The sequence below is a fragment of the Mesorhizobium delmotii genome (genome assembly GCF_900149755.1).
In the GTDB taxonomy this organism is placed as follows: domain Bacteria; phylum Pseudomonadota; class Alphaproteobacteria; order Rhizobiales; family Rhizobiaceae; genus Mesorhizobium; species Mesorhizobium delmotii.
Genome location: NZ_FUIG01000013.1, coordinates 789,174 through 808,841 on the forward strand (window position 1 = coordinate 789,174; position 19,668 = coordinate 808,841).

The window sequence follows — 19,668 nt, forward strand, 5'->3', positions numbered from 1 at the left end:
TGTACGTGGCCATTACATGGCCATCTTCCCTCCCGCAGAAATATTCTGTTAACCCTAACGGACAGTTAAAAAAGCGCCGACTCGGAAGCCGGAGGCCATCGAATGCCAGTGGAACTCATCGAGGGAAAACTGAAGACCACGCTGCCGGTTCACCTGGTGGCGAAGGATAGACTGGATGCAGCGGGCCTTGCCTCGTCCTCGCTCGCCTGGGCCAAGGCCAACGGCTTTTCCGGTGAGGCCGGCAGGACGCTGATCCTACCCGACGAAAACGGCACGCTTGCCGGCGCCCTGTTCGGCACGGGCGATGGCGAAGGCGCGCTTGCCATCGGTGCGCTGGCGAGAGCCTTGCCCGAAGGCGACTGGCATTTCGCCTCGGCACCCGCCGAACCGGAACTGGTGGCCGTCGCACTGGCGCTCGGCGGCTATGTCTTCACCCGCTACGGCAAAAAACCCGGCAAGGCGCTGCGTTTTTCGCTGCCGTCCGGCGCCGACGCGGCGCGTGTTCGCCGAACTGCCGATGGCGTCTTCCTGACGCGCGATCTGGTCAACACGCCGACCAGCGACATGGGACCTGAACAGCTGGAGCAAGCGGTGCGGACGCTGGCCAGGACGTACAAGGCCGAAGTGTCGGTGACCAAGGGCGACGATCTGCTCAAGAACAACTTTCCGATGATCCATGCCGTTGGCCGCGCTTCCGTCGGTGCACCGCGGCTGATCGACATGATTTGGGGACCGAAGAACGCGCCGAAGGTGACGCTGGTCGGCAAGGGCGTCTGCTTCGACACCGGTGGCCTCGACATCAAGCCGTCCTCGGGCATGCTCCTGATGAAGAAGGACATGGGTGGCGCGGCCAACGTATTGGGCCTCGCTTCGATGATCATGGCCGCCGGGCTGAAAGTCCGGCTGCGTGTGCTGATCCCGGCGGTCGAGAATTCGATCGCCGGCAACGCCTTCCGGCCCGGCGACGTGCTGGTGAGCCGCAAGGGCATCACCGTCGAGATCGGCAACACCGACGCCGAGGGACGGCTGGTGCTGGCGGACGCTTTGGCGCTGGCAGACGACGACGAGCCGCAGCTGCTGATCGACATGGCGACCTTGACGGGGGCTGCTCGCGTTGCGCTCGGTCCCGATCTGCCGCCTTTCTACACCGGTGATGAAGCGCTGGCGTCCGATCTGGCGGAGGCTTCCGCCGCGGTCGAGGATCCGTTATGGCGCATGCCGCTGTGGAAACCCTATGACGCAAAGTTGTCGTCGAAGATCGCCGACATCAACAACGTCACGTCAGACGGTTTCGCCGGCTCGATCACCGCGGCGCTGTTCCTGAAGCGCTTCGTCGAGAAGACCGCCGCTTGGGCGCATTTTGACATCTTCGCGTGGAATCCGTTCGATCGTCCGTACGGTCTCGTCGGCGGCGAGGCGCAAGGCATCCGCGCGCTGGAAAGGGTCATCTCGAAACGCTACGCCTGACGCTAGCGGTCCGACAGGAAGGTATCGAGACTGAAACGGAACCGAAACAATTTTCCGCCATGCTAGCCGGATGTCGATTTCGATGCGCCCGAGCCAGGCCTTGCGACTGTGGCAGCAGGTGATGCTGTCTCAGGTGCGCGACGACGCACCGGACCTCACCATGCGCCAGACAGCGATCCTGTTCACCATCTATCTCGATCCGCCGCCGCACACGGTGCGCGGGCTCGCCGCCCGCCTCAATGTCACCAAGCCGGTCATCACCCGCGCGCTCGACACGATGGGCGCACTGAAGCTGGTGTCGCGCCATCGCGATGAGCTCGACAAGCGCAACGTGCTAGTCAAGCGAACCGTAGAAGGTGCTCTCTTTGTCGAGCGCTTCGGCGATGTTATCATCGCCAGAGCCCAGGAATTGCCCATCTGACCGAAACGCCCTTCTGAACGAGTTGCCGATTTGACCGCCAGGGATGCCCGCCTTCACGCCTTCCGTTCCGATCTCGCCGATGCCAGGCTGAAAGGCGAGGTCGCCGCCGATCGCTTTGTCGCCGGACGGCCGGCGCGTATCGCCGCTTCCGTTGCCGATGTCCGCAAGGCGCCGCGGCCGGATGCCGGCGTCAACACGCAAGCCCTGTTCGGCGACGATGTCCTCGTCTTCGAAGACGCTGAGGGCTGGGCCTGGATCCAGGCCGAACGCGACGGCTATGTCGGCTATGTCGCCGATACCGTGCTAAGCGCGCGGGACCATGCGCCAACCCATGTCGTCTCCGTGCCGCGTACTTTCCTCTATCCCGGACCGGATTTGCGGCTTCCGCTGAGTAGGCACCTGTCGATGGGATCGGCGGTGACGGTGGCGGGCGCGACAGAAACCCGCGGCACGCATTATGCGCTGCTGCCGTCCGGCGAGGCGGTCATATCGGGCCATCTCAGGCCTGTGGGAGAGCCGGCTGCCGACTACGTCGCGGTCGCGGAAACCTTTCTCGGCACGCCCTATCTGTGGGGCGGCGCCTCCGGCTTCGGCATCGATTGCTCCGGTCTCGTGCAACTGGCGATGCACATGGCCGGCAGGCAAGTGCTGCGCGATTCCGACATGCAGGCGGCGACCATCGGTGAGCCGCTCGACCCGGGGCCGGATTTCGCCGGGTTGCGGCGCGGCGACCTGGTGTTCTGGAAAGGCCATGTTGCTGTTATGACCGACCCGGAGACCATGATCCACGCCAACGGCCACACCATGTTGGTCTCATGTGAAGGGTTCAAGGAAGCCGTCGCTCGTATCGGCTATCTCTATGGCGGGCCGACAGGGTTCCGGCGGCCTTAGGGCATCCTTACCTCTCCCCTGTGGGAGAGTTCGGATTGCCCCGATTTGTCCTTCACAAATCGGTTGGCAATCCGGGTGAGGGGTAAGTTGGCGCCAAGCTGGAACACCCCTCATCCGTCTTGGCGCTAACGCGCCAATCCACCTTCCCCCCACAAAGGGGGAAGGAAAGAAAATGATCACCTTTTGTTCCGATTCTGCTTGGCGATCGCGCGCCGCCGCGCTACCTCTGGCGGGTGACAGAGCAGCCGCGTCTCGCCGAACAGAATGCCGCCGTTCACTTGCCCGAGCCATTCCTCAAATGGTTTGCGGAAAGAGGCTGGTCGCCGCGCGCCCACCAGATAGAATTGCTGGCGACTGCCCAAGCCGGGCAATCGGTTCTGCTGATCGCGCCGACCGGCGCCGGCAAGACGCTGGCCGGGTTTCTGCCTTCACTAACCGAGCTGGCCGGGCGGCCAGGGAGAAAGCCGGGGCAGGCGCGTCGCGGCATCCACACGCTCTACATCTCGCCGCTGAAGGCGCTGGCTGTCGATATCGAGCGCAATCTCGGCAAGCCGGTCGAAGAGATCGGCCTGCCTGTCACCATCGAGACGCGCACCGGCGACACGCCCTCGCATAAGCGCCAGCGCCAAAAGCTGGTGCCGCCCGACATCCTCCTGACCACGCCCGAGCAACTGGCGCTGCTGATTGCTGCGCCCGACGCCAGACGCTTCTTCGAGGAACTGCGCTATGTCGTGCTCGACGAACTGCATTCTTTGGTGACGTCGAAGCGCGGGCATCTCCTGTCGCTCGGGCTGGCGCGTTTGCGATCCTTTGTTCCCGGCTTGCAGACGATCGGCCTGTCGGCGACGGTCGCCGAGCCGGACGAATTGCGGCGCTGGCTGGTCAGCCAGAATCCACCGGGCGGCATGGCCGAATTGATCGTCGTCACCGGCGGCGCCAAGCCCGAGATCTCCATTCTTGACTCGGAGGAGCATGTGCCGTGGGCCGGACATTCAGCCCGCTACGCGACGCCGGAGATCTATAGCGAGATCAAGCGCCACAAGACGACCCTGCTGTTCGTCAACACGCGCAGCCAGGCCGAGCTGTTGTTTCAGGAATTGTGGCGGGTCAATGACGACACTTTGCCGATCGCGCTGCACCACGGCTCGCTCGACGTCGCCCAGCGCCGGCGCGTCGAAAAGGCGATGGGCGAAAACGCGCTGCGCGCCATCGTCGCCACGTCGACGCTCGACCTCGGCATCGACTGGGGCGATGTCGACCTGGTCGTGCATGTCGGCGCTCCCAAGGGTGCGAGCCGGCTGGCGCAGCGCATCGGCCGCGCCAACCACCGCATGGATGAGCCATCGAAGGCGATCCTGATTCCGGCCAACCGCTTCGAGGTGCTGGAATGCCGGGCGGCGCTCGACGCCAATTATCTCGGCGCCCAGGACACGCCGCCCCTGGTCAATGGCGGGCTCGACGTGCTGGCGCAGCATGTTTTGGGTTGCGCCTGCGGCGCGCCTTTTCATGCCGATGACCTGTTCGAGGAAGTGCGAACGGCTGCGCCCTATGCCAGTCTTGAGCGGCCGACATTCGATCGTGTCATCGACTTCGTCGCCACCGGCGGTTATGCGCTGAAGAACTACGAGCGCTACGCCCGCATCCGCCTGAACAAGGACGGGCTGTGGCGCGTGTCCAATCCTCGCATCGCCCAGCAGTACCGGCTGAATGTCGGCACCATCATCGAGGTGCCGGCGCTCAACGTGCGTTATATCAAGGCCGGCAGCAAGGGGTCCGCGTCGCGCGGCGGCCGCGTTCTCGGCAAGATCGAGGAGGCCTTCCTCGAAACGCTGACGCATGGCGATACCTTCATGTTCGCCGGCAGGGTGCTGCGCTTCGAGGGCATCCGCGAGAATGAGTGCTTCGTCTCGAATGCGCCCGGCAGCGACGCCAAGGTGCCTTATTATGGCGGCGGCAAATTCCCGCTTTCGACCTACCTTGCCGAACAGGTCCGCATCATGCTGGACGACCCGCAGCGATGGAAGAAGTTGCCGGAGCAGGTCGCCGACTGGCTACGCTTCCAGGCCGACAAATCGGTGCTGCCGAAACGCGACGACCTGCTGATCGAGACCTTTCCGCGTGGCAACCGCTACTATATGGTGGCCTATCCGTTCGAGGGCAGGCTGGCGCACCAGACGCTTGGCATGCTGCTCACCCGCCGGCTCGACAGGACGGGAGCCAGGCCGCTCGGCTTCGTCGCCACCGACTATGCACTTGCCATATGGTCGCTGGCCGATATGGGCAGGATGCTCAGGGCGAAGAAACCGTCGCTGGCCGCGCTCTTCGACCAGGACATGCTGGGCGACGATCTCGAAGCCTGGCTGGCCGGCAGCTGGCTCTTGAAGCGCACCTTCCGCAATTGCGCGCTCATCTCGGGACTGATCGAAAAACGTCATCCGGGCCAGGAGAAAAGCGGCCGTCAGGTCACCGTCTCGACCGACCTCATCTACGACGTTCTGCGCAGCCATGAGCCCGACCATATCCTGCTGCAGGCGACGCGTGCCGATGCGGCCACGGGCCTGCTGGATGTCAGTAGACTTGCCGAGATGCTCTCGCGCATCCAGGGACGAATCGTGCATAAGAACCTCGAACAGATTTCGCCGCTCGCCGTGCCGATCATGCTTGAGATCGGCAAGATGCCGGTGCATGGCGAGGCCGATGATACGCTGCTGATGGATGCGGCAACGCTGGTCGAGGAGGCCATGGGGACGAAATGACGCGCGTGCTGGCCACGACTTTGCCCCTGGCGGACGCCGACTCTATCGGCATCGCCGGCGAGCGCGTGATCTGCGATCGGCGCGGCGTGCTTTATTTTCCCGAGCTTCGGCTGCTGACTGTCTCCGACCTGCATCTGGAAAAGGGCTCGTCGCTGGCCCGGCGCGGTACGTTGATCCCGCCCTATGACACGGGTGCGACATTGCTCCGGCTGCAGGCGGTGATCGCCGACTACCAGCCTGCGATCGTCATCAGCCTCGGCGACAGCTTTCATGATGGTGGCGGCGCGGCGCGCATGCACTCAAGCTTTCGCGAACGGCTGGAGGCACTGATGGCCGGTCGCGACTGGTTCTGGGTTGCTGGCAATCATGACCCCGATGCACCGGCCGACCTGCCTGGCGAGACGGTGCGCGAGCTGGCCATCGGCTCTCTGGTATTCCGGCATGAGCCTTCGGCAGTGAGAGTGGAAGGCGAAATATCAGGCCATCTGCACCCTTGCGCCCGCATCGTGCAGCAAGGCCGCTCGGTGCGGCGACGCTGCTTTGCCGGCGATGGCGGCCGCATGATCATGCCGGCTTTCGGCGCCTATACCGGCTCGCTTAATGTGCTCGACCGCGCCTATGCCGGGCTGTTCCGCCGCGAAACGCTGATGGCCTATATGCTCGGCGCTGAGCGCATCTTCGCGATTTCCCGCTCGATGCTCAGGCCAGGCTGAGCTGCTCTACCTGCCATAGTAGAGGGTGACGGTGTGCTTGGCTTCGGCGAAGAACAGCCAGCGCTCGACCAGCATGCCGGCGAACTGGACGATTGCGGCGAGTGTCGACAGCACCGCCGCGTAGGGCCATGGCAAGGAGAACGCGGCAACCAGCAGCAGGGCGGGCAGAGCGAAGGCCAGAACTTGAGTGATCTGACGCAGCCGCGCCCTGTGCTTACGCGCGACGCGAAAGCCCATCTCCTTGAGCAGATAGTTTTCCTCGGTGTGCGGCCATTCCAGCGACCGCACCGTACCGCCGGCAAGCCCGGTCGCGGTGTTGGCGTTGGTCGGCATTTCCAGCCCGTCATTGTATCGCCAGGTTGCCACCTTCCAGCCCCAGCCGAGCAAGGTCAGCAGCATGCAACCTGCCAGAAGGATGGTCGAGCCGATGGCGAAACCATGCAGCAGCGCGTTGAGAAGCACGCTGCCGCTCATCGCCGAAAAGATCAGATAGCCGGGCAGAGTGAACCGGCTGTGCCACTGGGCTATCGGCTTTAGCGAAGCATAGATCATGCCGGTGGTGCAGACGGTAGCGACCGCGCTGACCGCAGCCAGCACCCCGGCGACGGCCACCCAGCCGTCTGTGCGGCCGAGGAACACCCAGCCGATGGCGAACAGTCCCGCCGGCACGAAGGTCGCGACCGACGCGACGCCTTCGCGTGACAGCCACGAACTGCGCCATTGCGAAAATGCCCGCCAGGCGCGTTCGGGCCGGCCGAGATGGCCGGCCGACGACAACAGGCCGGCCGAGATCAGGCCGAGCGCCAGGCCCATGCCGACGAGGCCGAGCCAGAAATCGGGCGGGACAAACCCTTGTCCGGCCAGCAAGCCGAGCAACGCGAGCAGGCCGTAACCGGCGCCGGTGGCGGTGGTGAAAAAGACGACGGAGAAGGCTGGATGCATGGAGGCGCTGGTCAGTGCGAAAGCATGCGGTCGACCCAGCCGAGGAAACCGCCTTCGGCCTGCACCGGTTCGAGCGCCGGCGCCGGCACCGATGCCGCACGCTGCGTGTGGGCGCGCGGCGGCAAATATTTGTTGGTCGGGTGATAGCCGAGTTCGGGCATCAGGTCGACACCGCCGCGCTCGGCCACCAGTTGCGAGATCGCCGACGCCGGGTCGCCGAGATCGCCAAAATGCCGCGCGCTGGTTGGACAGGCGGCGACGCAGGCCGGCACGCGGTCTTCTTCCGCCAGATTGTCGTTGTAGATGCGATCGACGCACAACGTACATTTCTTCATCACGCCGACATCGGTGTCGAATTCGCGCGCGCCATAGGGGCAGGCCCAGCTGCATAATTTGCAGCCGATGCACTTGTCCTCGTCGACCAGCACGATGCCGTCCGAAGCCCGTTTGTAGGAGGCGCCGGTCGGGCAGACGGTGACGCAGGCCGGAGTCTCGCAATGCAGGCAGGAGCGTGGGAAATTGACCGTCCGCCCACCCATCTCGGTGATGTGCTCATAGCTGTGCACGCGGTTGAACCAGACCCCGTCGACATCGCCGCCATAGGGATCGATGTCGGTCAGCGGCGCCATGTGACCGCCGGTGTTCCATTCCTTGCAGGCGGTAACGCAGGCTTGGCAACCGACGCAGGTGTCAAGGTCGATGACGAGGCCGAGCTTTTTGTCGGTATGGGCGGGGAGACAGGTCATGGTCTGGCGGCTTCTCTTTCCCGGCGAAACTCGGCGCCGAAACTGAGCTTGTCGGGCGAGGGTTCGAAATGCGGCGGCTGCCGGAAGCGCTCGAACTGCGGCTCGGTGAAGCCGGCTTCTTCAGCCGCGCATTTGACGATGCGGACGCGCAGGTCGAACCATGCCGCCTGGCCGGTGACCGGGTCGGAATTCGAGTAGCGTTTATCATTGGCATCGGCAGAGGTCTGGTCGCCGATAATGTGATTGAGCAGGAAGCCACGGTTGGATTCGGCGGCGTCGTCCTTCAACCCCCAGCTGCCGCGCCGTTTGCCGATGGCGTTCCAGGTCCAAACCGTATCCGCGTTGACGCCGTCGACCAGCTTGATCTGTCCCTTGACCTTGCCGTTGATGCTCTCGATCCACACCCAGTCATCGTCGACAAGGCCGAGGCCGGCGGCGGTCCGGTTGTGCACGAACAGCCGGTTCTGGCTGGTGATCTGCCTGAGCCAGGCGTTCTGCGAGCCCCAGGAATGATACATGTGCATCGGCCGCTGGGTCAGCGCGTGCAGCGGGTATTTCTCGAGGTCGACAGCCGCCTCCTCGAAGGGCGTGTACCAGAACGGCAGCGGGTCCATATAAGTCTCGATGCGGGTGCGCTCCGCCTCCGGCGGCAGCACCCGCCCATGGCCGCGCGCTGCGAGGCGGAACCGCTGAATCGGTTCCGAATAGAGCTGGAAGACGATCGGCTCGGCTTTCGGGATGAAGCCCATGTTCTCGGCGAAGTCGAGATAGGAGCGGTTGGCCATCTTGTAGTAGCGCTGGTCGTCCGCAAAATCATGATGCCAAAAGCCGCCATTGTCGATGTAGCGCTGAAGCTGATCAGGATTGGCCTCGCCTTTGCCGATCGATGTTCCGTCCTTGCCGCGCCAGCCGGCGAGCGGGCCGATGCCCGGCGTGCGCTCATGATTGACGATGTAATCGGCATAGTCGCGGTATTTGGCCGAACCGTCGTCGTCGACGAAGCCGGGCAGGCCGAGGCGCGCGCCGAGCTCGATCAGCACCGTCTGGAATGGCCTGACGTCACGATCCGTCTCGACGACGGGATGGCGGATGGCGTCGCCCGGGCCGTCGGCATGGCTGATCGGCCGATCGAGCAGGCTGATGCAGTCGTGACGCTCGAGATAGGTCGTGTCGGGAAGCACGAGATCGGCGAACGGCACGGTCTCGGAATAATAGGCGTCGGAATAGATGATGAAGGGGATCTTGTAGTTTCCGGCCTCGTCGCTGTCGGTCAGCATCGCCATCGTCTCGACGGTGTTCATCGACGAGTTCCAGGCCATGTTGGACATGTACATCATTAGCGTATCGATCATGTAAGGATCGCCGGCCCAGGCATTACGGATGACCGTGTGCATGAGCCCGTGTGCTGCCAGCGGCGCATCCCAGGAATAGGCCTTGTCGATACGGATCGGCGTGCCGACGTCGTCGACCAGCAGATCGTCCGGGCCGCAGACGAATCCAAGTGGCATGCCTTGGAGCGGCGTCATCGGCCTGACGTCCTTGCCCGCCGGCTTCGGCCCCGGCGGCGCCGACCGCGGATAGGGCGGCTTGAAGCGAAATCCGCCGGGCACGTCCACCGTACCCAGGAGTACTTGGAGCAGGTGGATGGCGCGGCAGCTATGAAACCCGTTCGAATGGGCCGAGATGCCGCGCATCGCGTGCATCGACACCGGCCGGCCCTTCATCGTCTCATGCCGGCGCCCGGCCCAGTCGGTCCACGCCACCGGCAGTTCGATCGCCTGTTCGAAGGCGACATGCGCCAGTTCGGCGGCGATCCGGCGGATGGTGTCGGCGGGAACGCCACAGCGTTCGGCGACCGCATCGGGAGAATAGCTCTCGTGCAGGTAGCGGTCGGCGACGAGCTGGAAGACCGGAACGCAGCGGCGGCCATCGACCTGGAAGTTGCCGGTCAGCGCCGGTTTTGCATCGGTATCGGTGGCGCTGACGGGCACTTTCGCCACCCAGTCCCAAGCCAGCGGATTGCCGTTTCCGTCGCGTGCGAACAACCCATCGTCGGCAGCATTCGGCTCCTGGATGACGAGGACATGAGCATTGGTGTAGCGCAGCAAATAATCGAGATCGACGCGGCCGGCCTTCAGCAGTTCATGGATGAGGGCTAACACGAACAGTCCGTCGGTACCGGGCCGGATGCCGATCCAGTCATCGGCAATGGCGTTGTAGCCGGTGCGGCACGGATTGATCGAGACCACCTTGGCGCCGCGCGCCTTGAGCTTGCCGAGACCGATCTTGATCGGATTGGAATCATGGTCCTCGGCAACGCCGAACAGCATGAAGTATCTCGTATTGTCCCAGTCGGGTTCGCCGAACTCCCAGAACGAACCGCCGATCGTATAGAGCCCGCCGGCCGCCATGTTGACCGAGCAGAAGCCGCCATGGGCGGCGAAATTCGGCGTGCCGAACTGGCTCGCCCACCAGCCGGTCAACGATTGCGACTGATCGCGCCCGGTGAAGAAGGCGAGTTTCTTCGGATCGGTCCGGCAGATTTTCGAAAGTCGTTCCGTCGCGATTGAGAAAGCCTCCTCCCACTCGATCTCACGAAATTCTCCCGAGCCGCGCGGACCTGTGCGCAGCAATGGTTTCTTCAACCGGGCCGGACTGTAGTGCTGCATGATGCCGGCACTGCCCTTGCCGCACAGCACGCCGCGATTGACCGGATGGTCCTTGTTGCCGTTGATGTAGCGGACCTTGCCGTCCTTGATGTGGACGTCGATGCCGCAGCGACAGGCGCACATGTAGCAGGTGGTCTTGGCGATGCTGTCGGAGATATCGGGCGAAGTATCGACGCCATCGCCCTCGTCGGGCGCGCGCGTGTCGGCAAGCGACCGTTGGGACGGTGCGGAATTGGCGCCGCGCAACGGTCCGTGGTTCATGATCCGGTGCTTTTGCGGTCTGCGAATTTGGCTCTCGTCTTCGGCCCGGGGCCGCGCATGTAATGCTCTTCCGGATGATAACGGTTGCCGGCAAGCCGACGCCGCAGACCGCGGGTCCAATAGGCAAACAAGGATTTGAACCGCCCGATCACTTTTCTACCCGTTGCAGGTTGGCCGCGATTTTTTTCCAACTTCGTCCGGAAAATTAGAACAATGCAATCGATCCGTCTAACAAGTTGCTCTTGTAATTCCAATCGAATTTCTTTCTTAATTCTCCCCATGACTCTGGACCAACTGCGGATCTTCGTTGCTGTCGCCGAACGGGGGCACATGACCAAGGCGGCCGAGCTGCTGGGTATTTCCCAATCGGCCGCCTCGGCCGCCATCCGCTCGCTCGAACGGCAGCATGGCGTCCAGCTGTTCAACCGGGTCGGTCGCAACATCGAGCTGGCGCAGACCGGGCGCCGGTTCCTGCCCGAGGCCAAGGCCGTGCTTGAACGGGCGACTGCCGCCCACGACGTGCTGGAGCACGTCTCGCAGACGATCACCGGCAGCCTTTCCATCGCCGCCAGCCAAACCATCGCCAGCTACTGGCTGCCGCGCCGGCTGGCCTCCTTCCACGAGGCCTATCCCGCCGTCAGGCTGAGCGTGACCATCGGCAACACCAGGCAGGTTGAGACCACCGTACTGGACGGTACGGCTGATTTTGGCCTGGTCGAGGGGCGCACCGAATCCGACATATTGCGGCGCACCAAGGTCGACGTGGATCGCCTGATGCTGGTCGTGGCGCATTCGCATCCCGAGATCGCTGAAGTCTCGCGCGGGCATCCCGATATCAGGGAGCTCCGCTGGATCATCAGGGAGGGCGGGTCGGGCACCCGCGAGGTGCTGGAAGATCTTGCCCGCCGCGAAGGGATCTCGTTCGCGGACCTGCGAATATTCCTGGTGCTGCCGAGCAACGAGGCGGTCCGTCAGGCGGTCGAGGCCGGCGCCGGCGCCACCATCATTTCGGAACTCGTTGTCGAGCGCGCCGTTGCCGAAGGCAGCTTGCGTTCCGTGCCGATCGATCTGCCGAAACGTGATTTCGCCATGATCACGCATCGTGACCGGCAGGCAAGCCTGGCCCAGATGGCGCTCAAGGCGCATCTGGGCGCGAAGGCCGGCGAGACCGTCCGCGGGTAAGCCGAGTCAGCCGAATTTCCGCTGCGCATCGAGCGCCAGCCCAAGCCCGACCGAGCCGAACATATCACCTTCGATGACGGACGCCTGCGGCACCAAGGCCAATATCTGCTGCCTTGCCAGCGGGATGGCGGTCGATCCGCCGGTCAGGAACACTGCGGTGATGGCGGATGGTTTCACCTGCGCGTCGCGGATCGTCTCGCCAACCGTCGCGGCACCCGTTCGATATCCCTGGCAATCGTGGCCTCGAGCCCGGCGCGGGAAATTTCTGCCGCGAAACTCGCTCCGGGCAGCACGACTACGACATCACCAGAAAGTTGCTGCGTCAGCTCGATCTTGGCCGTTTCGACCAAAGCCGCCAGCGCGTGCCCGTAACGATGCTCGACGATGTGGATGAAGCGGTCGACCAGGTCGGCGCGTTCCGCCTCGTAGCGGATCTGGCGCAGATGGGTCATCGCCCTGGCGGTGTAGACCAGATTGATGCGTTGCCATGTCGCCAGGTCGATGAAGTAGCTGGCCGGCAAGTTGCGCTTGCCGTCCTTGGTCGGCGAGAGGTAGCCGAGTTGCGGCATCACATGGGTGATGCTCAACAGCCGATCGAAGTCGGTGCCGCCGATGTGGATGCCTCGGCTTGCCAGGATGTCGTCCTTGCGATCGAGGGAGCGGGCGCGCTGCGGCGAGACCCGCACGATCGAGAAGTCGGACGTGCCGCCGCCCATGTCGACGATCAGCGCCAGTTCTTCCCGCGTGACATTCTGCTCGTAGTCGAGCGCCGCCGCGATCGGCTCGAACTGGAAGGCGATATGCTTGAAGCCCTGGGTGCGGGCCGCGTTTTCGAGTTCACCTTCGGCCTTGGCATCGGCCTCGGAATCGTCGTCGACGAACTGCACGGGACGACCGAGCACCACGCTTTCAACCGTGTCGTCCGCATCCTCTTCCAGCCTTTTCCTGAGATGGCCGACGAACAGACCAATGATCTCGGTGAAGGCGATTGATCGGGACTTGATGCGCGTCTTTTCATGGACAAGCGTACCGCCGAGTACGCTCTTCAGCGAGCGCATCAGACGACCATCGATGCTGTCGGTATAGTTGGCGATGGCGCGGCGCCCAAAATAGGTGCGGTTGTCCTCGAAGTTGAAGAACACCGCGCTCGGCAGCGTCACCTGACCGTCTTCCAGCGCCACGAGCTGCGGCTGCCCGTTCCTAACCACGCCCACTGTGGAATTCGAAGTGCCGAAGTCGATACCGCCGAATGCTGATCGCATCGTGAAGCCTGTATTCTGATTGTGGGGAGCGACAGCTCGTGTCCGGTCGGGCCGGGGTCGCGGTCTAACCCATGCGCGTAAAAAGGGGAACCGCCTTTTGAAGAGAGTTTAATCCTTCCGGAAGACGAGCCTTCCGAGCCAGCCTGTCAGCATGGCCAACGACACCGCGAAGACGCCATACAGGAAAGAATAATCGTGGGCGACGCGGAAGATCGACTGTTCGAAACCGGATTTGCGAATTTCGAGCTGGGCGGAGCTTTCCTTGACGAACAGGCCGCTCTTGAACAGGAACGCGCGGGCCTTATGGGTGCCGACCGGAACATTGGGGGCGAGCCTGACGGTGGCGCGGAACAGGTTCTGCGACAGGAACTGCACGCCGCCGACATTCACGCTGTAGAGGCCGGTCGCCGTTTTACGCTCGCGCAGCGCTGCGGTGAATTCCTGGATGGTCGCCGGACTGTCGTCATCGTCGGCCGGCTGCATGTAGATGTTGGCGGCGCCGAGCGACAGTTGCTTGTAGCTGTTGGGGTCGGTGACGTCCTGCAGCGGCCGCGTCGTCGCCACCGAATAGGACACCGGCACATTCTTGAAGGTCTCGGACTCCAGATTGATCCAGATGCCGAGCACCCGGTCCTTGCGGCGCACGACGACCTTCCGGGCCGGACCCTCAAGCACGACGACGATGTCGTAGCGCCCTTGGCGGGCGACAAGCGGGTCGGCATTTTCCAATGAGCCAAAGATGGTAAGGTCGGCACCGGAAAAGCCGGCGGTGATTGAGACATAGTCGGTGGACAGGCCGATCTGGATGTTTTCGGTAACCGGCGTCTGCGCTCTTGCCGGTGACGAGGCGGCGAACAGCGACAGCGAGGCAACGGCCAGGAACGCCCTCAAGCCCGCCATCAGGTCGGGTCCACGCCGGACAGCGAATAGAGGCTGGGAGGCGTCACGAACAGGTCGATTGCGAGCCGAATGGCGACCGCCAGCACCAGCAGTGCCAGCAGCGCCCTGAGTTGCTCGCCACGCAGCCTTTGGCCGGCCTTGGCGCCGTATTGCGCGCCGGCGACGCCGCCCGCCATCAACAGGAAGGCGAGCATGACATCAACCGTCTGGTTGGTGGTGGCATGGACCAGCGTGGTGTACGCCGAGGTGAAAATGATCTGGAATAGCGAGGTGCCGATGACGACGTTGGTCGGCACTTTCAAGAGATAGATCAGCGCCGGTACCATGATGAAGCCGCCGCCGACGCCCATGATCGACGACAGGAAACCGATGCCGGCACCGAGGCCGAGAACCGGGATGACGCTGACGAAAAGCTTCGAGGCCCTGAACCGCATCTTCAGCGGCAAGCGGTGGATCCAGTTGTGCTGGCCGGATTTCTTCAGCACTGGCGCCGCGCCGCTGCGCGTGGCGCGCAGCGCATTGACGCTCTCGACCAGCATCAGCCCGCCGACGGTGCCGAGCAGCACGACATAGAGCAGCGAGATGAACAGGTCGAGCTGGCCGAGCCTGCGCAAGAAACCAAAGACAAAGATGCCGCCCGTTGAGCCAACGATGCCGCCTGCCAAAAGCACACCGCCGAGCTTGAAGTCGAGCGTGCCGCGCTTCACGTGCGACAATGCGCCGGAGAAGGAGGAGGCGATGACCTGGTTGGCGCCGGTAGCGACCGCGATCGCCGGCGGAATGTTGTAGAAGATCAGCAGCGGCGTGATGAGGAAGCCGCCGCCCACTCCGAACATGCCCGAAAGGAAACCCACCGCCGCGCCCATGGCCAGCAGCACGAAAATGTTGACGGAAATTTCCGCGATCGGGAGATAGATGCCCACCCGTCAGTCTCGATCAGTTTGCCTCTCGACGAATGCAACCGTTGCGGGCATTTCGCGCCTAAAAGCCTATCTCGTTCTTGCGCCGGCCGGGCGGCGAAGTCAAACCTCGCCACGCCGCCGAAACAAAAAACAACTCAATCAGTTAACAGGCAAATGTGTGGCAAAGGCGTCGTGGAAGCGACGCATCTGCCGTTATTTGCGCGCAAGCAGCGCCTTGACCAGTTTTTCGTCGACCGCGCCCGTCGGCTTCAAGTCGTTGTCGGTCTGGAAAGCCATTATGGCATCCTCGGTTTTCTGGCCCATCACGCCGTCGGCATTGCCGGCCTCATAGCCGTTCTTGTTGAGAATGCGCTGGATGTTCTGAACGACCTTCTTCATGTCGACGCTGGCGGTCGTTTGCGGCGTGCCGTCCTGCCAGGATTCGGGAATGTCGGCCGAATTGGCCGCAGGATCGAGCGGCTTCGCCTTCCACAGTTCGGCGGCGGCGCGTGCGCGTTCGAGCTGCTCGGGCCTGAGCGCCTTGGCGATCTCGTCGCGCTTTGCCGCCGCATCCTTGTCGCCGGTCTTGGCAACGAGCGCGAACCATTTGTAGGAATCTTCGAGATTCTGCTTCATGCCGACGCCCTTCGCCGCCAGGATGCCGAGATTGAACTGGCTGTCCTTGACACCGAGATCGGCGGCCGCCTGGAACCAGTGCGCGGCCGATTCATTGTCGGTCACGCCGTCCGCAGCCATGGCAAAGAGCACGGCGAGATTGTGCATGGCGCTGGCGTTGCCCTGCTCCGCGGCGAGCTGGTACCAGGTCTTCGCCTTCTTGACGTCGCGCGCGACGCCGGTGCCCTTCTCATAGAAGTTGCCGATGCGGTATTCCGCCGGCGCGAAGCCGAGCTCGGCGGCCTTTTCATACCATTTGGCGGCCGCTGCCATGTCTTGCTTGACGCCGCGCGATTCGGCGTAACGCGAGCCGATCTCGAACAACGCCTTGGCGTCGCCGCCGGCCGCTGCGTCACGCAAGGCAGCCGGGCCGGCATCGGCTGGGATGTCGATCTTGGCAGCGGCCGCCGTCGTCGAAGCATCCGCGGGCGTGACCGTGCCGGTCATGTCCGGGGTCGCGGGCGTGGCGGCCAGCGCTGTGGCCATTGGCTCGGTGTCCGCAGCCGTCGGGCCCGCATGTGCCGAGGCTGTCACGTTCGCCGCCGGATCGGGCGACGCCGTTGGAGTGATGGGCGCAGGAACAGGTTCGGCCTCGGGTCCGATTTCCATCGGCGTTTCGGCGTCCGACGGCGCGGCGAGGGCGGTCTGCGCCGGCATGTCGTCTTCGGTTACCGATTCGGACGGCTCTGCCTGCCGGACGACGCGGGCCGGCGCGCTGTCCTGTCCTGCAGTTTGCGCGTCCGTCTTCGGCTCGCTGGCGGTACCGGCCGACGCGGTTTTCGCTGGCTGCGCGGCCGCGATCGGCGCCGCATCGTTGCTGGCTATTTCAACGGGGTCGGAGAAAAAGGCCGTGCCCAGTTGCAGGCCGGCGAGCGCCAGCATGACTGCCGCGGCCGCCATCAGGATCGGCTTGCGCCGCGCCTTGAGCAGGTCGCCGATCCTGAGCGCCTTCACCGGGCCGCTCATCTTCGATTGTCGCTTGAGAGCGTCGGCCTCGGCGGCCGCCGCTTGCGCCGCGCGTCTGGCTGCGGCGATGAAGTCGGCTTTCGATGCATCGGCACTGCCGGGCCTGACCGGCGGTCCGCGTTCGTCGCGCACGCGTTTCATGATGGCGTTGAGGTCGGGTGGGCCGGAGCCGGGCTCCAGCGGCCGGTTGGCAACCTTCGGATCCAGCGGCTCGTCGAGATCGGCGCTCGGTATCTCGACATCAGGCGCCGAGCCGGCAAGCGGTGGAACGTCTGCCTCCTTCTTACCCTTGAAGACGCGCGCCAGTCCGCCGAGCATCGACTTCCGGCCGCCGGGCTGCTCACTTTTCTCCGTCACAGTATCCGAACCAAGCGCCGCCATCGCCGCGGCCGCAGCGGCTTCGGCCGGCGTACGCGTGCCCGGTTCGCTACGCGAACCTGGTTCATTGCGCATGATGGCCGTGGCATGGCTGTCGAGGTCGGCCATGTCACCCGTCAGCGGCAATGGCTGGTCGATGTCCATGGACGGCGCGTCACGTACGGCCATCTTTGACGGTCGCGCGCCGCGCCAGCTGTCCGGCTCGGCCGATTGCGTATTCAGAAGTTCGCTCACCGCGTCGGTCGGCTCGCCGGTTTCCAGTGAGCCCAGCCGGTCGACGATCTTGAGCAGCGTGTCGTGGATGGCCTCGAAGGTCCTCGAATTGCGCTCGTCGGAACGGCGCGTCAGTGATTCGAGCGTCTTCAGATCCTGGGCGAGGCCAGAAACGGCCGCCGTGTTGGCACTGGAGTCGGCCAGTGAGCGGACGGCGCTCTCGGCTGCCTCGCGCGCTGCGCTGAGGATGGAATCGCGGGTGCCAGCCAGCGACTTCTCGATTTCGTCGAGACGAGGGCTGATGTCCTCGAATTCCGGCAATGGCGTGCCGGGCTTCGAAAGATGCGCCGACAGACCCGCGACTTGCGCCTCCAGGCTGCGGATCAGGGCCGGGTCGATGCCGGCGACTTGTGCGGCCGATGAATCCAGCCGGCTTGAAATATCTTCGAGGCGGCCTTCCAGGCCACGGATCGCCGCTTCGCTTGCGGAATCGGGAACGCGCGTTTCCATGCGCTGGGCCAGCGCGCTGAAGCGGGCGTCGATGGCATCCATGATGCCGGCGCCGTCGATCTGCGGCATGCGCTGGTCCAGCCTGTCGACGACTTCGTCCAGCCGGCGCTCGAGATCACGAAACAGCAAGTTGCCTTGTTCGATCGCGTCGCCTTGGCGGCGCTCCATCATGCCGGACAGCACGTCGAAACGTTGCTCCAGCCCCTGGAAGATATAGTCGGCATCCGGCATTGCAGGCGCCCTGTCGATCTTGTCGGCAATGAGCGCGATCTGCTTGTCGAGACGCTCCATCGCCTGCTCCGGCAAATTGGCCCGGCCGGCAAGATCGTCGACCCGGCTCGACAGCATGTTGAGGCGGTCGATGACCTCGCCGCTGGGGTGAACTTGCGTGACTTCCTCGATCTGCTGGGCAAGCGAGGCGATCCGCTTCTCGATGCGTTCGAAGGGTTCGGGGTCGAATGAATTGGCCTGCGCGGCGACGGTGGATGCGACGATAGCTCGGGAAATCTCGTCCAGCCGCTCGTCGATCATACCGAATGTGCTGCTGCCGCGATTGTCCTGCTGCCTGGCGAAATGATCGACGGCGCTGGCAAGCGTGCGGACCTTCTCTTCGATCGACCGCAGCGACAGCGACTCCGGCAAATTGTTGACGGCGTTGCCAATCTGTTCGAGCCGGTCGGTCAGCATCGAAAGACCGGGTGCGTCCGACCGCTTGCGCTGATCGGCATCGACACGATCCTCGAACGCGGTCCAGCGGCGGTCGAAATCGTCCCAGCGGCGGCCAACCGCCTGCACGCTCTCCTCTCGCGCCAGCGTGTCGAGCGCGGCCTTGACCTGCTCCAGTTCGAGCCGGAGCATGTTGACGCTTCTGTCGTCGCTCCTTTCGGCCAGAGTCTGGATGGCGCCGGAAAGCCGCTCAAACTCGACGCCGAGTTCGGCGCTGCCTTTGCCGCCTCCCGATTGACCACCCGGCTCGGCGCTTGCCTGGAAAGCCCGCTCGATGTCCTTGCGCAGCGCTTCGAATTCGCGCTGCAGGCCGGCGGTCATCTGGTGGCGCAGTTCCTCGCGCAGGCCGCGCAATTCGCCGGCGATCTTGCCGACCACGGCGACGCCGTCTTCTTGGCCGCGCACACGGTCGATATCGCGGGCGATCGCCTGGTAAGTCTGGTCAAAGGCAGCCGGCTCCGGGCTTTTCGGCGGCTGCGCCGGGCGCGGATCCTCATAGGGCCGGGCGCTGGCATAGCGCGGCTCCGCGCTCGGCCGGCGCGAATCGGGACGCTCGCTCAGGTCCTCGCGCGTCCGCTCCAGCCGCTGCTCCAGCGTTTCCAGGGAACGGTTGAGCTGTTCAAGCGTGGTGTGCGGCCTGCGCTGCCTGCCGACGTTGAGTGTATCGAGATAGGACCGCTTGCTGTTCATCGATGCGCCCGTTCAGAATTACTGCTGGCTTATGACCAGTTTCCCAAAGTCCTGCCGGAAACGAAGGCGGCCGCGCGGCTTGCTGCGGTGGAAGACGACCTTCCCGGGTTTCACCCACGCTCCGAAAAACCGTGAAAAATTCGCTACAGGATAAACACGGGTAACCGACATGCGCACATTTCGCCCAACGTGGTAAACAACGCGTTAACCAAGCTTAAGAAGTTGCAACGTTGTTGACGGGCTGCCTAAGCGCCGCCGGGCCATGCGCTGGCGGATGCGGCAAAAAGTTCCTCCCCCACAACGCCCTTGCTTCGTGAGGCGGCTATCGGTATAGAATTGACGTAAACGTAAAGGTGCACAGACTGTGCCGTTTGCGATTTGTTTGTTGAAACCACGAG

At 63.9% G+C, this 19,668-nt stretch carries 12 protein-coding genes and 1 pseudogene; 6 read left to right on the forward strand and 7 right to left on the reverse strand.

Features of this window, described 5'->3' with window-relative positions:
• Positions 1-102 precede the first annotated feature (102 nt).
• The 5 genes from BQ8482_RS05285 to pdeM all read left to right on the forward strand — a co-directional run bounded on the left by BQ8482_RS05285 (position 103) and on the right by pdeM (position 6,248).
• Positions 103-1,467, forward strand: a complete 1,365-nt coding sequence (locus BQ8482_RS05285) for a leucyl aminopeptidase family protein (protein ID WP_123146546.1) — start codon at positions 103-105, stop codon at positions 1,465-1,467.
• A gap of 70 nt (positions 1,468-1,537) precedes the next feature.
• Entirely contained in the window at positions 1,538-1,888 is a 351-nt protein-coding gene (locus BQ8482_RS05290) for a MarR family winged helix-turn-helix transcriptional regulator (protein WP_123146547.1), read from the forward strand.
• Between the two features lie 30 nt (positions 1,889-1,918).
• Positions 1,919-2,779: a C40 family peptidase gene (locus BQ8482_RS05295; RefSeq protein ID WP_123146548.1), complete on the forward strand. Its 861-nt coding sequence runs from the start codon at positions 1,919-1,921 to the stop codon at positions 2,777-2,779.
• A gap of 233 nt (positions 2,780-3,012) precedes the next feature.
• The gene (locus tag BQ8482_RS05300) at positions 3,013-5,535 is read left to right on the forward strand and encodes a ligase-associated DNA damage response DEXH box helicase (RefSeq protein WP_123146549.1); all 2,523 of its coding nucleotides are present in this window, start codon (positions 3,013-3,015) and stop codon (positions 5,533-5,535) included.
• Positions 5,532-6,248, forward strand: coding sequence for a ligase-associated DNA damage response endonuclease PdeM (pdeM, locus tag BQ8482_RS05305; RefSeq protein ID WP_123146550.1), 717 nt, complete (start codon positions 5,532-5,534; stop codon positions 6,246-6,248). Before BQ8482_RS05300 ends, pdeM begins: the two co-directional genes overlap by 4 nt.
• Positions 6,249-6,254: 6 nt before the next feature.
• On the opposite strand, the gene BQ8482_RS05310 is transcribed toward pdeM, so the two are convergent.
• From BQ8482_RS05310 to BQ8482_RS05320, 3 genes are read right to left on the reverse strand one after another with little or no spacing between them, the layout of a single operon-like run.
• Positions 6,255-7,190, reverse strand: coding sequence for a dimethyl sulfoxide reductase anchor subunit family protein (locus tag BQ8482_RS05310; RefSeq protein WP_123146551.1), 936 nt, complete (start codon positions 7,188-7,190; stop codon positions 6,255-6,257).
• 11 nt (positions 7,191-7,201) lie between these two features.
• The gene (locus BQ8482_RS05315; RefSeq protein ID WP_123146552.1) at positions 7,202-7,936 is read right to left on the reverse strand and encodes a 4Fe-4S dicluster domain-containing protein; all 735 of its coding nucleotides are present in this window, start codon (positions 7,934-7,936) and stop codon (positions 7,202-7,204) included.
• A complete protein-coding gene (locus BQ8482_RS05320) occupies positions 7,933-10,866 on the reverse strand; it encodes a molybdopterin oxidoreductase family protein (RefSeq protein ID WP_123146553.1) in 2,934 nt (977 codons plus the stop codon). Before BQ8482_RS05320 ends, BQ8482_RS05315 begins: the two co-directional genes overlap by 4 nt.
• A gap of 279 nt (positions 10,867-11,145) precedes the next feature.
• Here BQ8482_RS05320 and BQ8482_RS05330 point away from each other — a divergent pair, with 279 nt between their 5' ends.
• Positions 11,146-12,048 carry a LysR family transcriptional regulator gene (locus tag BQ8482_RS05330; RefSeq protein ID WP_123146555.1) on the forward strand — a complete coding sequence of 301 codons (903 nt, stop codon included), beginning with the start codon at positions 11,146-11,148 and terminating at the stop codon, positions 12,046-12,048.
• Between the two features lie 6 nt (positions 12,049-12,054).
• Here BQ8482_RS05330 and BQ8482_RS05335 read toward each other — a convergent pair.
• The 4 genes and pseudogenes from BQ8482_RS05335 to BQ8482_RS05350 form a co-directional block, all read right to left on the reverse strand.
• Positions 12,055-13,310, reverse strand: a pseudogene (locus BQ8482_RS05335) (Hsp70 family protein).
• A gap of 108 nt (positions 13,311-13,418) precedes the next feature.
• A complete protein-coding gene (locus BQ8482_RS05340; protein ID WP_123146556.1) occupies positions 13,419-14,210 on the reverse strand; it encodes a TIGR02186 family protein in 792 nt (263 codons plus the stop codon).
• On the reverse strand, positions 14,210-15,133 hold the full coding sequence (locus BQ8482_RS05345; RefSeq protein ID WP_123146557.1) for a sulfite exporter TauE/SafE family protein: 924 nt from the start codon (positions 15,131-15,133) through the stop codon (positions 14,210-14,212). The genes BQ8482_RS05340 and BQ8482_RS05345 overlap by 1 nt, the downstream gene beginning before the upstream one ends.
• A gap of 192 nt (positions 15,134-15,325) precedes the next feature.
• On the reverse strand, positions 15,326-19,270 hold the full coding sequence (locus tag BQ8482_RS05350; RefSeq protein WP_123146558.1) for an SEL1-like repeat protein: 3,945 nt from the start codon (positions 19,268-19,270) through the stop codon (positions 15,326-15,328).
• Between the last annotated feature and the right edge of the window lie 398 nt (positions 19,271-19,668).